Raw genomic sequence first — 14,484 nt, 5'->3', positions numbered from 1 at the left:
CGACTACCAGACGCCTTATCATACTCATCAACACCTTCTTCAACTTAATGCCCTAAACTGTCCAGCGTAATCGGACCACCTCAAGAGTATCGTGAATGAATGGCAACCGTGGCTCGGCAGGAGCTATGCTTAGCCTCATTACGGAAGCAGAGCCGGCCACAATGCTAGGTAGTGCGCGGCCGGCGCCCGCCGATGTAGCGCTCCTTTGGCGTTTCGCTTTCGTGGTACATAATCTCGCCGTTGTCGAGAACCAGAAAAGCGCCGTCGCCACTTCCGACTACCAGTTCCAGGGCCTGCCGTAGGTTCATCCATTGGCCATCGAGCTCTGCTCTTGCGTGCATAATGAAGCAGTCGTTGGCAGACGTGAGGGCCTGGAGCTGCTGAAAAATGCTGTCGGTATGCTGCAGGCCCGAAGGAATTTGATGGCAGTAGCGAAGGTCCAGGTTGCGGATGAAATGGTCTAACTCGCCAAAGCCGTGGCTACCCCCGGAGTAATGCCGCGCTACTAACCCTAAGTAGCGGGGCTGGCGGTGCTTCACCACGAAGTTGTGGATGACGCGAGCAGCTATTTCGGCTGCGGGCAGGCGGGCTGGGGCTTTGGGAGGTTTCATCCACGAAGGACTTAAGGTGTATTGTCAGCTACTTGCTTCAGCTACAATACTCAAAAACTGGCCGCTGGCATTCATAAACAGTTCATTGAAAGAGGAGGTACAGTCTCCTATTTTATCACCATCAGCGTTGCGGAATTCTATAGTCCATGACATGTCTTCAATGTCTGTTTCTCCTACCAGCCTAACCCGCATGCCGTTTTTGAAGGTTAATATCAGGGTGCCTCCGTTTTCCTCTTCCACATCCTGAATGCTGGCCTGGGTTAGCAGGCCGGCTAAAAAGACCCTGGCAGGCTCCTCCGGTCCATTATAATTTTCGATATTGAACGGCGCCGACGTTACCCATTTGTTCCATTCAGCTTTATCCTCCAGCTCAATTTCACTAAAAACCAGGTGAGCAGTGATGCTAAGGGTATCATTAAATAATTCACACTCAAAGCCGGTGATGTAATATGTGAACCTTGTGTAATAAGTGTTAGAAAGAGCCGCTTTCAGCACCCTCAGAATCTGTTTTTTATCGGTTATCATAGCCACGGTATAATCGAATTGACACTATTTTGAAACGGTAGGTCAAGCACTCATCACAAACTTCAGCTTGCCACCGTTCACTCCGTTCCAATGCGCAAGGAAGGGTATAGTCGGTCCCTGCTAGTAGGCATTATGTTAAAGCCCCAATCTACAAGCCAATGCTGGCTCACCGCGTTCAAGCCCTATAGCTCGAATACATTGTCGATTTTGTTTTGCCTTTGCAGCGTCCACAAAAAGTAAGGGCGCCGAACCTCCTGGCCCAGCCCCTTACCTAATTGCCGCTGGAGCAGGTGAGTGAGTAGCAACAAGCCAAAGGCCTTGGCTGCGCCGCTCGTAAAGCCCAGCAGAACAGCCTGACCGACTGCCCGTAGTAGTTTCAATACACGCTTATTTCTCATTCTCAGGGAGAAGTTAGGTGTGCATTCCACCAGCTTCTTTAAAACCCTGGCCGTGCCCCCGGCCAGGGTTTCGTCTTTTCAAGACCAGCCGAGGTGGGGTGGCGTAACCGTGCGATAGGGCGAAGGTAGAACGGGAAATCAGCGCACTGTTTTGCGGATAGTAACGCCTGCAGCCCCAACCAAACCGGACTTGTGACGATAAGAAACGACAGCTAATTGGTTGCTCACTAAAAAATAAGTGCAGCAGCCACTGCGTTCTTTTCAGGCAACCTACGGCCTTTTCTTGCTACTTTTGGCATCTTCCCGGGCCCTGTGCGGTCCGCAACCTGATTTGATTTTTCGATGAAGCTATTTCCCCGGCTGGCGCTGGCCGCCGCCCTTAGCGCCGCTGCCCCGGTAGCTGCCCTGGCCCAGCAATCCCAGGTGTTTGCCTCCGACGAGCGGCATTTCCAGGAAGGCCTGGAGCTGTTCGACCGTGGGCAGTACGGCGCCGCCCAGCAAGCCTTCCGCCACTACCTCGAGATTGAGCCGCGCCGCGCCGGACAGGCCGGGCCCGCCTCCCGCGACCGCACCGCCGACGCCGAGTACTACTACGCCGTGAGCGGCCTCTACCTGCTGCACCCCGACGCCGAGGGCCTCATCCTCGACTTTGCCGAGCAGCACCCGGCCCACCCGCGCTCGGCCGTGGCCTACTACGAGCTGGGCAAGTTCTACTTCGACCAGAAAGACTACCCGGCCGCCATCCGCTACTTCCAGAAGGTGGCTCCCGACAACCTGACCACCGCCCAGCGGGCCGAGTCGGACTTTAAGCTGGCCTACAGCTTCTTCGAGCAGAAGGAGTACGACAAGGCCCGGCTGCTGTTCGACCGCAACAAGAAGGTGCAGGGCGAGTACCGCTACGCCAGCTCCTACTACGCCGGCTACCTGGCGTATCGCGCCGGCGACTACGCCGCAGCCCGCACCGACCTGGGCGTGGCCGAGCAGAACGACGCCTACAAGGCCGTGGTGCCGGCCGTGATGACCCAGATTTACTACAAGGAAGGCAACTACGACGGCCTGATTCGCTACGCCACGGCGGCGCTGAAGGCGTCGCCCCCGCCGCAGAACGCCGAGGAAATCAACCTGCTGGTGGGCGACGCCTACTACCAGAAGCAGGACTACAAGGAAGCAGCCGGGTATTTCGACAAGTTTGCGGCTGCCCGCAAGGGCAAGGTGGAGCCGGCCCTGCAGTACAAGATTGGCTTTGCCAACTACAAGCAGGGCGACTTTAAGGGGGCCATCGCCAGCCTCAAGAACGTGGCCGTGCGCCGCGACTCCCTGGGCCAGAACGCAGCCTACCACCTGGGCCTGAGCTACGTGCAGGCCGGTCAGAAGCCCCAGGCCATAACGGCCTTCGACGCCGCCCGCCAGGCCAACCAGGTGCGCGAAATCAGCGAAAACGCCACGCTCCGGCTGGGCCAGGTGCAGTACGAGCTGGGCAACCTGCCCGAGGTGATTAACGTGCTGAAGGACTTCCAGAAAAAGTACCCGCGCTCTAAGAATCAGCCCGCTGTCGACGACCTGCTCAGCGCCAGCTTCCTGTCGTCGACCGACTACCAGCAGGCCCTGACTTACCTCGAAAGCCTGGACGAGCGCAGCAACAAGCTCAACGCCACCTTCCAGCGCGTGGCCTACTCCCAGGCCGCCACCCTCTACAACAACGGCAGCTACGCCGAGGCCCTGCCGCTGCTCGATAAGTCGCTGAAGTACCCCAACGACGACGCCCTGCGTGCCGCGGCCCAGGTGCTGAAAGGAGAAATCTACAGCGTAGGTCAGCAGTACTCCGAAGCCATTGCCGCCTACAACGCGGCGGCCCGCACCGCCCGCCAGGGCGGCGTGGATGCCGACGAAAAGGAGTTTGAGCAGAAAGCCCGCTACGGCCTGGGCTATGCCTACTACAACACCAAGCAGTATGAGAAAGCCCGGCCTCAGTTCCAGGCCTTCCTCAGCGATGCCAGTGCCAAGCCTTCCGACCCCAATTACTACGACGCCACCCTGCGCCTGGCCGACACCCACTACGTGGGCAAGAGCTACGCCCAGGCCCTGGAGCTGTACGACAAGGTGATTCAGGCCAATGCCAACGACAAGGACTACGCCTACTACCAGAAAGGCCTGACCCTGGGCCTGATGGGCCGCCGCGACGAAGCCAACAAAACCCTGGCTTCGCTGCTCAAAACCAGCCCCAACTCGCGCTACGCCGAAGAAGCCGTGTTTCAGCAGGCCCAGTTTGCTTTCGAGGCCGGCGACTACCAGCCGGCCGTTGAGGGATTCAGCAAGCTGATTGACAACCGCCCCAACAGCGCCCTCATTCCCCAGGCCCTGCAGAAGCGAGGCGTGGCTTACGCCAACCTGCAGCAGCACGAAACGGCCGTGGCCGACTTCCAGCGCGTGCTGGGCGAGTACCCGCGCAGCCAGGCCGCTTCCCAGGCCCTGTACCGCCTGCAGGAAAGCCTGGCGGCCCTGGGCCGTACCGAGGAGTTCGATGCCTCCCTGGCCAGCTTCAAAGCCCTGAACCCCGACAGCAAAGCCACCGAGAGCGTGGAGTATGAAGCCGCCAAGTCGCTGTACCTGGCCGAAAAGTACCCCCAGGCCATCCTGCGCCTGGAGTCTTACCTGAAGGCATACCCCAACAACGCCCTGGGCGCCGATGCCCGCTACTACCTGGCCGACTCCTACCTCAAAACCGGCGACAAGCAGCAGGGACTGACCCGCATGCGGGCCGTGGTAGCCGAAAGCAAAAGCGAGTTCATGAACCGCGCCGTGGGCCGGGTGGCCGAGCTGGAGTTTGAAAACAAGAACTACCCCGAGGCCATTAAGCACTACGACCGCCTGCGCGGGGCCAGCAGCAACCGCCGCGAGGTGGCCAACGCCACCCTGGGCCTGATGCGCAGCTACTACGAAAACGGCGACTTCGCCAAAGCCCGCCAGGCGGCCGAAGAGCTGCGCGGCCTGGCCGGCGCCACGGCCAACGCCACCAACGCTGCCCTGCTCTACCTGGGCAAGGCCAGCTACCGCCTGGGCAACTACGAGCAGGCCGCCACCGAACTGGCCACGGCCGTGCAGTCGGCCCCCAACGACGTCAACGGTGCCGAGGCCCAGTACTACCTGGCCGAAAGCCTGCACAAGCAGAAAAAGTACGACGACGCCATTGCCGCCGCCCTCAAGGTTAACTCCGACTTCAGCAGCTACACCCTGTGGCAGGGCCGGGCCTTCCTGCTGGTGGCCGACGCCTACGCCGCCCAGGGCGACAATTTCCAGGCGCGGGGCACCCTGAACTCGATTATCGACAACAACTTCCCGGTGGCTGAAATCGTGGAAGCTGCCCGCAAGCGCCTGGCCAACCTGGGGGCCGACAACAGCGACGACGACACGCCGGCCCCGAAGTCGGGCGGGGGCAAAGCTCCAGCCCCCACCAAGTCCGGCGCTGAAAAAGGCACGGCCCCGGCTCCGGCAGGCACCAAAGCCCCCGCTAAAACGCCTGCCACTACCCCGGCTACCACCCCGGCCCCGGCGCCTAAAGGCAAGCCGGCCAGCCCACCCAAGGGGCGCTAAGCCAGCCCGGGCAAGGCCCACCGGAAAGGGGCTGCGGTGTATCTTTTCTTACTGAATAAAATTCTGCTGATGAAGCTGTTGTTGATAAATCGTTCAAGCGTTAACCTGAGCTCACGCCAGGGCCTGAAGGCCGGGCTGCTGCTGGCCGGTCTGGTACTGGCTCTGCCGGTGGCCGCCCAGCCGGGCCGCACCACCCCGCCCAAGCCCCGGGGCAAGATTGAAGAAGCCGAGATTGAAATCGTAAAGGAGCGGGTAAACCAGCTGCCCGAGGCCACGCGCAACTTCGACAAGATTCGCCTGCCGGCCCCGCCCCAGACGGAGCGTAAGGTGACGTACACCTTCCCCGACTTCCGCCTGCCCGCCGACCGCCTCAACCCCTCGGTGCGCGTGCTCACCATCCGCCAGGAAGAGCCAGCCCCCCTGATGGGCAAATACGTGAAGGTGGGCATCGGCAACTACGGCACTTTTTTCGGCCGCGCCCACCTGCACAGCACCCGCACCTCCGACCTGGCTTATGGTGTGGACCTGCGCCACGTCAACTCGCTGAACGGCCCTGTCGATGCCAAGAACTCAGCCGTAAGCGAGAGCAGCGCCACGCTCATGGGGGAAAAATACCTGGGCAGCACCGCCGTTGGCGCTACCGTGGACCTGGGCCACGAGCGGTATAAGTTTTACGGCTACGACCGCAGCAAGCCCCAGCCCGAGGCCGGCAGCATCGGCCAGGCCTTCAGCCGAGGCGCGGTGAAAGCCTACGCCCACAACCGCGACCCCCAGCAGCAGCTGCAGTACGACGCCGGCCTGGGCTTTAAGTACTGGAAAGACAACTTCGTGGCCAGCGAAAGCAACTTCACCATAAACGGCAAAGCTGGCTATGCGCTGGGCGAAACCAGCCGGGTGACCCTGGCGGCCGATGCCTCCTTTATTGCCGACAAGGACTCGGGCCGTCTGGGCTCGCGCACCCGCAGCTTTGTGCAGGGCACCCCGGCCTACGAGCTCACCGGCAAGCGCATCAGCGTGATGCTGGGCGCCACCATCGGCTATTCGTCCGATACCATCAACAACGTCAGCCCGGTGCTATTCAATCCCGCCGTGCGTGTAGGCTACACCCTGGTGCCGGAGAAATTTACCGTCTACGCCGGTTTGGGCGGAGCCATTCAGCGCGTTACGCGCTACGACCTGAGCACCGAAAACCCCTGGCTCAACCAAGGGCTGCAGGTGGGCGATACCCGCCGCGGACCAACGGTGTACGGCGGCTTCAACTCCACGCCGGTGCGGGGCCTGGAGCTCAACGCCCGTGCTACCTACAGCCGCGACAAAAACCTGTACTTCTACCTCAACAATCCCGTTAACCCGGCCAAGTTCGACCTGGTGTATGACCGGGAAACTACCCAGCTGCTGAACGTGCACGGGGAGCTGCTCTATACCTCGGCCGAGAAGTTTCGCCTGGGCACCCGCCTGGACTACAACATGTACACGCTGGGCAGCCTGGCCAAGCCCTTCCACCGCCCCGAGTTTCAGAGCTCGGTGTTCGGCACCTACAATGCATTCGACAAGCTGCTGCTGGGCGTGGAAGCTTACTTCTACTCGGCCAGCTATGGTATCAGCTATACCAGCAACGGCGACAAGTCGGTACCGGATTTCTACCGGGCCACCAACGCTATCTATGACCTGAATCTTCGCGCCGACTACCGCATTACGCCAAATTTATCCATCTTTGTGATGGGTAACAACCTCGCCAACCAGCAGTACCAGCGCTTTTACCGCTATCCGGTAAAAGGCATTAATGTGATTGGGGGCGCCTCTTACTCGTTCTAGGCAAAATAATTATAAATGATAAATTATAAATTATAAATTATTGGTTCTGGGCTGGCAATTCATTGTCAGCCAGTGAACTTATAATTCATAATTCATAATTTATAATTCCCACCCGAAAATGCACCTTGCTGACCACATTCGCCCGCTTCTGCGTGACCACGACTGCGTGATTATTCCGGATTTTGGGGGATTGGTGGCAGATACGGCGCCGGCCCGCTTGCAGCCCGGCCGGCAGGTGCTGAGCCCGCCCACCAAGCTGGTGGCCTTCAACCAGGCGCTGACCCGTAACGATGGGTTGCTGGTGGATGCGCTGGCTCAGTACCAGGAAATCTCCATTGCCCAGGCGCGCGAAGTAGTGCGGCAGGCCGTGGCCCGGCTGCAGCAGGACCTGCAGGAAACCAACCGCACCGAGCTGCCGGGAATTGGCATTTTCCGCCAGGCGGCCGGCCGGGGGCTTTCCTTTGAGTACACCGGCTCCGACAACCTGCTGCCGGCTTCCTTTGGCTTGCCGGAGGTAGTGGCCCGCCCCGTGCTGGCTACCAATGCCCGCCTGGCTCGCGAGAAGGCGGCCCAGCCCGTGCTGCGCTCGGGCACGGCCCGCCGGGGTAAAATGGCCCGCCTGCTGCCCGGCCTGGCGGTAGCGGTGGTGGCGACGCTGCTGGTCTCGGCTAACTACCTGATGGCCCTGCGGGGCGGCCAGGTGCCGGCGCAGTGGCAGCTCGGCCTCAGCAGCTGGTTCCAGCCCAAAGCGGCGAGCTCAGTGGCCTCGGCTCCGGCATATTTGCTGGAGAAGCCGCAGCAGGCGACCCTGGCCCAGCCCGCCTGGTCCGATAACGGGGAGGCCGCAACCGCGAAGGCCCCGGCAGAGCTGCCAGCACCCGCAACTTCTCCTGCCAGCACCGCTGAAGCTGTGGACGAGAACAGTGCCCCAGCAACCGGCGCCGCCGAAGATGCCTGGGATACCAATGTGGAAGCCCCGGAGGTAGCGGCTGTGAAGCTTGAAGAGCCGGCAGCTAAGCCGCTGGCCGATAAGGCTGTAAAAGCCAAAGTTGCGAAGCCTGCAGTGGCGGGTAGCAATGCCGCCGCGCCCAGCGCATCAGCCGCAGCTCCGGCCTCTACCACAATCAAAAGCCAGACGGGGCGTTTCTACGTTATCGCCGGCGCTTTCCGCACCCTGGCCAGCGCCGAAAAGGTGCGTAAGGCACAAAAGGGCGGCTCGGCCCGGGTGCTGCTTCCCCCGCCCGGCAGCCGCTTGTTCCGCCTGTCGGTGGCTGACTTTGCCGATAAGGCAGCCGCGGAAAACGAAGCCCGTCGTTTGCGGACCAAGGCGCATTCCACTAACTCACATTTGGTTCTTAACTATTAAACATGTCTGTTTTTCTGTTGCAAGCCGGTTCCGCCGCGCCTGATTCGGTGAATGCCGCGGTAAATGCCGTTGCTCAGGCCGATGGAGGGCTTTCCCTCATCGATTTGATTTTCAAGGGCGGCTGGATAATGCTGCCGCTGTTTCTGCTCTCGTTTGTTTCGATTTACATCATCATCGAGCGCTACATTACCATCCGCCGGGCCGCCGGCAACCCCGAAGCCTTTATGACGGGCATCCGCGGCCTGATGGTGAAAGGCGACCTGGCCGGGGCCAAAATGCTCTGCGCCCAGAACCCCTCGCCGCTGGCCCGCATGGTAGAAAAAGGCCTGCGCCGCATTGGCCTGCCCCTGAAGGAGATTGAAACTTCCGTTGAAAACGTGGGCAAGATTGAAATTGCCCGCCTCGAGAAAAACATCAGCATCCTGGGCATCATCGCCGGTATTGCGCCCATGCTGGGTTTCGTGGGTACCATCATCGGCGTAATCAAGATTTTCTACGCCATCAACGCCACCGGCGAGTTCGGCATCGGCCAGATTGCCGGTGGCTTGTACACCAAGATGGTAACGTCGGCTACCGGCCTTATCGTCGGCATCATCGCCCACGTCGGCTACCACTGGCTCAGCATCCTGGTCGAGCGCATGGTCTTCCGCATGGAGAACTCGGCCATCGAGTTCATGGACATCCTGCAGGACAATTAAAAGGGAGTTATGAATTATGAGTTATGAGTTATTTGTCCTGGCCCGGGCAAGTAACCCATAACTCATAATTCATAACTCATAACTCCCTCCAATATGGACTTCTCCCGCCGCCGCCGCGCTTCGTCTCACGTTGAGACCGGGGCCATGAACGACATCATGTTTTTCCTGATGCTGTTCTTTCTGATTGTGAGTACCATGGTGAACCCCAACGTCATCAAGCTGCTGCTGCCCAGCGCCAAGTCGAGCAAGCAGGTGATGAAGCAGCCCATTACCGTATCGGTAAATGCGGCCGGGGATTACTACGTCAATAAAAAGCCGGTAAACGCGGCTAACCTCGAAAACGAGCTCAAGGCCCTCATCGGCCAGGAAAACCTCGACCAGCCCACCGTGGTGCTGCGCGTGGATGCTTCCCTGAACGTGCAAAAGCTGGTGGACATTCTGGAGCTGGGCAACCGCCTCAAGATTCGCATGGTAATGGCTACCCAGGCCCAGCAGGCTGCCGGTAAAGGCTGATAAGTGAGGAGGTGATAAAGTAATAGGGCAATGAGGCCATAGAGAACTGGGCTGGCTACAACCACGTTTGCTATTACAGTTTCGATTGTCTTCCCGCTTGTCAACTGCGGTTAGGCAGATGGTGTAACTGGAACTAAGCCACTGGTATTCCCTCAACAAGCAATTGCTGTTTACTTTCTTTATCCCACCTTCCTCACCTCATTACCCCATTACTTCATTACTAAAAAGCAATGGCTCTCGACTATCCCGAACAGCACCGTAAAGAGGCCCTTATTGCCACCATCGTGCTGCATGCCCTGCTGGGGCTACTGTTCTACTTCATGGCCTTTAACGGCCCCAACCCGCCCCTGGAAGCCTTCGAAACCGGCGGCGGGGGCGATGTGGAGCTCAACTACGGCCTGGACCCGGAAGGTGACGGCGACGTGCAAACCACGGCCACGGCCAATGCCTCTGAGAACCGGGTCGACAGCAAGGCCCCGGCCCTGAGCCCCGACCCCCAGACCACGCCGGCCGAAGCTGAGTCGGACCCCACGCCGCCCAGCCAGGCCAAGATTATTACCAGCGACGCCGAGGACAGCCCGGTGTCGGAAACGCCGGTGGAAACGCCGGCTCCCGCGAAGGAAGAGGTAAAAGAAACGCCCAAGCCCCAGCGCAAGGTGGCCGTGACGTTTTCGCCCAAGGGCAGCAACGACGGCGGGGGGAATGGCACCAACGGCAGCAGCACCGCCGCCACGGGCAACAACAACGGGGACCGGCCCGGCAAAGTAGGCGACCAGGGCGACCCCAAGGGCTCGCTCGACGCTAAAGCCCTGTACGGCACCGGCGGCACCGGCGGGGGCGATGGCGGCGGCAACGGCCGCGGGCGTGGCATGGGCGACGGCGACGGCCTGGACATGTCGGGCTGGCGCTTCGAGACCCCGCCCCGCGTGGACCCCATCGATGACAACCCCGGCGTGGTTCGCTTTAAAATTAAGATTACCGAAGACGGCGAAGTGGAGTCCGTTACCAAAGTGTCTGGCAACGTGTCGCCGGCCCAGGAAAAGCTCTGCCGCGACAAGCTGCTCGATGCCAACTTCGTCCGGACCAACTCGGGCTCGGGCGGCGCCACGGGCTTCTACACCTTCCGCTTCTCGGTACGGTAGTCAACTAAGAGTTATGAGTTATGAGTTATGAGTTATTTGTCTGGCAAGGGCGGATATCCCATAACTCATAACTCATAACTCATAATTCACAAGGATGACTTACGCCGAAACCCTGGCTTATCTCTACCAGCAGCTGCCCATGTTTCAGCGGGTAGGGATGGCCGGCTTTAAAAAGGGACTGGATAACGCGCTGGCATTGTCGGCGGCCATGGGGCAGCCGGAGCGGCGCTTTCGCAGCGTGCACGTGGCCGGCACCAACGGCAAGGGCAGCAGCTCGCACCTGCTGGCGGCGGTGCTGCAGGCGGCCGGCTATAAAGTTGGTCTTTACACCTCGCCCCACCTGCGCGAGTTCACCGAGCGCATCCGCCTGAACGGGCAGGAGCTGCCGCCCGACTACCTCGTGGACTGGGTGACCAGGTGGCGTGGCTTGTTTGAGCAGGTGCAGCCGTCTTTTTTTGAGATGTGCGTGGCACTGGCCTACGACTACTTTGCCCGGATGGAAGTCGACATTGCCGTGATTGAAGTGGGCCTGGGCGGAAGGCTCGACTCCACCAACATCATTACGCCGCTGGTGTCGCTTATCACCAACATCAGCTACGACCACCAGGCTCTGCTCGGCGACACGCTGCCGCAGATTGCCAGTGAAAAAGCCGGCATCATCAAGCCGGGCGTGCCGGCAGTGGTGAGCCTGACCCAGCCGGAGGTGCAGCACGTATTTGAAGACAAAGCCCGGCAGGAGGGAAGCGCCTTGCTGTTTGCCGACGACCTGTACCAGGCGGAGCGTATCGCTCAAGGCCAGGAAGAGGAAACCGGGCTGCAAGCCTTCGAGCTGCGCCGCAATGGCAAGCCCTACCTGGGAACGGTAGAGCTGGGCCTGCTGGGCCACTACCAGCGCCTCAACCTGCCCGGTGTGCTCGCGGTGCTGGACGAGCTGCGCCGCCAGGGCTTTGAGCTGCCCGAAGCCGCGGTGCGCCGCGGCTTACGGGAGGTAACCCAGCTGACCGGGCTGCGGGGCCGCTGGAGCATCATCGGCCGCCGGCCCCTGGTGGTGTGCGACACCGGCCACAACGAAGCAGGGCTGCGCCTGGTGCTGGAGCAGCTCGGCCGCCTGCGCTACCGCCGGCTGCACATGGTCATTGGTGCCGTCAACGACAAGGATGTAGCCAAGATGCTGGCCATGCTACCCCGGGAGGCCAGCTATTACTTTTGCCAGGCGGCCATCCCGCGGGCCCTGCCCGGCGACGAGCTGGCCACAATGGCCGCCGCGGCCGGCTTGCTGGGCCAGAACTTTGGGCCCGTTGCGGCCGCCGTCGCGGCCGCCCGTCAGTCGGCCTTGCCCGACGATGTCGTCTTTATTGGGGGCAGCACCTTTGTTGTTGCCGAAGTAGACGAGCTGTACTCTTAATGTTGCTTTAGCTAAAAACGACGGGTTCAAACTTCTCAACCCCTCGACTTCTTCCATTTAACAACCCCTATGCCCCGCGTTAAACTGCAGCGCTTTGCTGACAATGCCGCCCGCCCCGACATCGTGGAGCCGGGCAAACCCGAGTATGAGCAGCTGGGTGGCCGCTGGGCTGCGGACTTTTTCAAAAACAGCCAGCCGCTGGTGCTGGAAGTAGGCTGCGGCAAAGGCGAGTACACCGTGGGCCTGGCCCAGCGCCACCCGGGCCGCAACTTTCTGGGCCTCGACATCAAGGGTGAGCGAATCTGGCGGGGCAGCACCCGGGCCGAGGCCCTGGGTCTTGGCAACGTAGGCTTCGTACGTACCCGGGCCGAAGCGCTGGAAGCGCAGTTTGCCCCCGGCGAGCTGGCCGAAATCTGGATTACCTTTCCCGACCCCCGGCCGCGCGACCGCGACATCAAGCGCCGCCTGACCTCACCGCGCTTCCTGAATCAGTACGAGCGCCTGCTGCAGCCCGGCGGCCTGGCCCACCTGAAAACCGACAACGAGCAGCTCTACGAATACACCCTCGAAGTATTAAGCGAGCGAGCAGGTGCGGAGGTGCTGGCCCACACCCGCGACCTGTACGCCGAAACGGACCCTCTCTTTAATGAGGCCCAAGCCATACAAACCCACTTCGAGGGCAAGTACCGCGCTGTTGGCGTACCTATCAAGTACGTGCAGTTCCGGTTGAATTGAGGTTGTCAGTTGTCAGTTGTCAGTTGTCAGTTGTCAGTTGTCAGTTGTCAGTTGTCAGTTGTCAGTTGTCAGTTGTCAGTTGTCAGTTGTCAGTTGTCATGAATAATTATATAGAACAATCTGACAACGAACAACTGACAACTACCTAACCACACAGCCTACTCAGTTTCCAGAGCCTCGAACACTGCTTCCAGCTGGTCGAAGTCGCGCAGGCCGGGCTTTATCTCGTAGCCGGAGGCGAACACCAGGCCCCGGGCTGGCATCAGGTCTACGGTCTGGCGGGCCCGGGCCGGGTCGAGGCCAGGGCCCAGCCACAGCGGGGCCTGGGCCGCCAGCTCACTTACCATCGAAAGGGTGTTGTCCACTTCCGGGGAATCGGCCGTGAAGTCGAGACCGGGCAGCTCCACTACCACGCCGGCAATGGCAGGGGCAATGGTGCCCAGGTCGGTTTCCTGGTGCAGCTCAGCCAGATTGAGCTCCAGCAAAACAGGCGGCGCAATATCCGCCAGCTCGTCGGCCGAACGCAGGCCGCGCAGCAGCACGGCATCGAGCGCGCACTCGGCAGCCAGGGCATTTATTTCCGGTGCCGACAGTTCGCCAAACTCGCCGATGATGTCGACGCCGGCCACCCAGCCCGCTAGTTCCTTTACCGCAGCAGGCTCCAGGTGTCCGGGCAGGTGGGGGTCGAGCACAAACGAGAGCTTATCGGCTCCCATGCCGGCACAGTAGCGGGCATCGGACAGGTTGTTGATGCCGCGAACAAGAATGGGAAGAGGATAAGGCATTTGGAAGGGAGTTTTGAGTTACAAGTGATGCGTTATTAGTCCAGCGGCTACGTGAAGGCGCTTGAGGTGGGCAAAAGTAGGGCCTTTCTGCCTGCGCTCCGATTTGCCCAGGCCGCCGGTGTTTTTTTCAACTCCTAATTCATAACTCATAACTCATAACTCCCTATCGTACCTTCGCAGGCATGAACGCAACCCGCCGCGCCCCGTTGCTGGCCCCCTCGCTCCTGGCCGCCGACATGGCCAACCTGCAAGCTGAAACCGAACGCCTCGCGGCCAGCGCCGCCGACTGGCTGCATTTCGACGTGATGGACGGCCGCTTTGTGCCCAACATCTCCTTTGGACTGCCCGTGCTGCAGGCCGTGAAACGCCATGCGCGCCAGCCCATCGACGTACACCTGATGATTGAGGAGCCCCAGCACTACCTGGCGGCTTTCCGCGATGCCGGCGCCGACGTCATTACCGTGCACGCCGAAGCCTGCCCGCACCTGCACCGCGTGGTGCAGCAAATCAAGCAGCTGGGCTGCCAGGCCGGTGTGGCCCTCAACCCGCATACGCCCATCCAGGTGCTCGAAAACCTGGCCGCCGACCTGGACCTGGTATGCATCATGTCGGTAAACCCCGGCTTTGGCGGGCAGGCCTTTATTCCCAACACCCTGCGCAAAGTGGCCGACCTGAAAGCTCTGCTGATTGACTGCGGCTCCGACGCCCTGATTGAAGTTGACGGTGGCGTGAGCCTGGCCAATGCCGGCCCCCTGGTTGAGGCCGGGGCCGACGTGCTGGTGGCTGGCAGCTTTGTCTTTAACGCCCCCGAAGGGCCGGTGGCAACCCTGGAGCGCCTGCGCGGGCACCTGGCCGGGCTGGAGCTGAGCACCGGCCGCATGCAATAGACCAGCCGGCAGG

General features: G+C 60.8%; 13 protein-coding genes. 9 read left to right on the top strand and 4 right to left on the bottom strand.

The annotated features are described in order from the left end of the window. Positions 1-164: 164 nt before the first annotated feature. The 3 genes from ABD919_RS10965 to ABD919_RS10955 form a co-directional block, all read right to left on the bottom strand. Positions 165-611, bottom strand: a complete 447-nt coding sequence (locus ABD919_RS10965; protein WP_345236050.1) for a hypothetical protein — start codon at positions 609-611, stop codon at positions 165-167. Between the two features lie 24 nt (positions 612-635). Beyond that, positions 636-1,136 carry a hypothetical protein gene (locus tag ABD919_RS10960; RefSeq protein ID WP_345236049.1) on the bottom strand — a complete coding sequence of 167 codons (501 nt, stop codon included), beginning with the start codon at positions 1,134-1,136 and terminating at the stop codon, positions 636-638. A gap of 182 nt (positions 1,137-1,318) precedes the next feature. Beyond that, positions 1,319-1,534 (bottom strand): hypothetical protein, encoded by a 216-nt coding sequence (locus ABD919_RS10955; protein WP_345236048.1) that lies wholly within the window; start codon positions 1,532-1,534, stop codon positions 1,319-1,321. Between the two features lie 342 nt (positions 1,535-1,876). Between ABD919_RS10955 and ABD919_RS10950 the strand changes: the two genes are divergently transcribed. The 8 genes from ABD919_RS10950 (at position 1,877) to trmB (ending at position 12,799) form a co-directional block, all read left to right on the top strand. Further along, positions 1,877-5,125: a tetratricopeptide repeat protein gene (locus tag ABD919_RS10950; RefSeq protein WP_345236047.1), complete on the top strand. Its 3,249-nt coding sequence runs from the start codon at positions 1,877-1,879 to the stop codon at positions 5,123-5,125. A gap of 69 nt (positions 5,126-5,194) precedes the next feature. After that, entirely contained in the window at positions 5,195-6,940 is a 1,746-nt protein-coding gene (locus tag ABD919_RS10945) for a TonB-dependent receptor (RefSeq protein WP_345236046.1), read from the top strand. A gap of 118 nt (positions 6,941-7,058) precedes the next feature. Further along, entirely contained in the window at positions 7,059-8,306 is a 1,248-nt protein-coding gene (locus tag ABD919_RS10940) for an HU domain-containing protein (protein WP_345236045.1), read from the top strand. Between the two features lie 2 nt (positions 8,307-8,308). Then, positions 8,309-9,004 carry a MotA/TolQ/ExbB proton channel family protein gene (locus ABD919_RS10935; RefSeq protein WP_345236044.1) on the top strand — a complete coding sequence of 232 codons (696 nt, stop codon included), beginning with the start codon at positions 8,309-8,311 and terminating at the stop codon, positions 9,002-9,004. 93 nt (positions 9,005-9,097) lie between these two features. Further along, entirely contained in the window at positions 9,098-9,517 is a 420-nt protein-coding gene (locus ABD919_RS10930; RefSeq protein WP_345236043.1) for an ExbD/TolR family protein, read from the top strand. Positions 9,518-9,747: 230 nt separating this feature from the next. After that, positions 9,748-10,659, top strand: coding sequence for a hypothetical protein (locus ABD919_RS10925; protein ID WP_345236042.1), 912 nt, complete (start codon positions 9,748-9,750; stop codon positions 10,657-10,659). A 94-nt stretch (positions 10,660-10,753) separates the two neighbouring features. After that, on the top strand, positions 10,754-12,064 hold the full coding sequence (locus ABD919_RS10920; RefSeq protein ID WP_345236041.1) for a bifunctional folylpolyglutamate synthase/dihydrofolate synthase: 1,311 nt from the start codon (positions 10,754-10,756) through the stop codon (positions 12,062-12,064). A 69-nt stretch (positions 12,065-12,133) separates the two neighbouring features. Continuing rightward, positions 12,134-12,799 carry a tRNA (guanosine(46)-N7)-methyltransferase TrmB gene (gene trmB / locus ABD919_RS10915; RefSeq protein ID WP_345236040.1) on the top strand — a complete coding sequence of 222 codons (666 nt, stop codon included), beginning with the start codon at positions 12,134-12,136 and terminating at the stop codon, positions 12,797-12,799. A 158-nt stretch (positions 12,800-12,957) separates the two neighbouring features. Here trmB and ABD919_RS10910 read toward each other — a convergent pair whose 3' ends face one another. Further along, positions 12,958-13,584: a beta/alpha barrel domain-containing protein gene (locus ABD919_RS10910; RefSeq protein WP_345236039.1), complete on the bottom strand. Its 627-nt coding sequence runs from the start codon at positions 13,582-13,584 to the stop codon at positions 12,958-12,960. 182 nt (positions 13,585-13,766) lie between these two features. On the opposite strand from ABD919_RS10910, the gene rpe reads away from it, so the two are divergent. Further along, on the top strand, positions 13,767-14,471 hold the full coding sequence (gene rpe, locus ABD919_RS10905; RefSeq protein ID WP_345236038.1) for a ribulose-phosphate 3-epimerase: 705 nt from the start codon (positions 13,767-13,769) through the stop codon (positions 14,469-14,471). Positions 14,472-14,484 lie beyond the last annotated feature (13 nt).

Origin of the sequence: Hymenobacter saemangeumensis (assembly GCF_039541835.1) — a bacterium.
Taxonomy (GTDB): Bacteria; Bacteroidota; Bacteroidia; order Cytophagales; family Hymenobacteraceae; genus Hymenobacter; species Hymenobacter saemangeumensis.
This window is presented reverse-complemented; position numbering and strand designations above follow the sequence as displayed.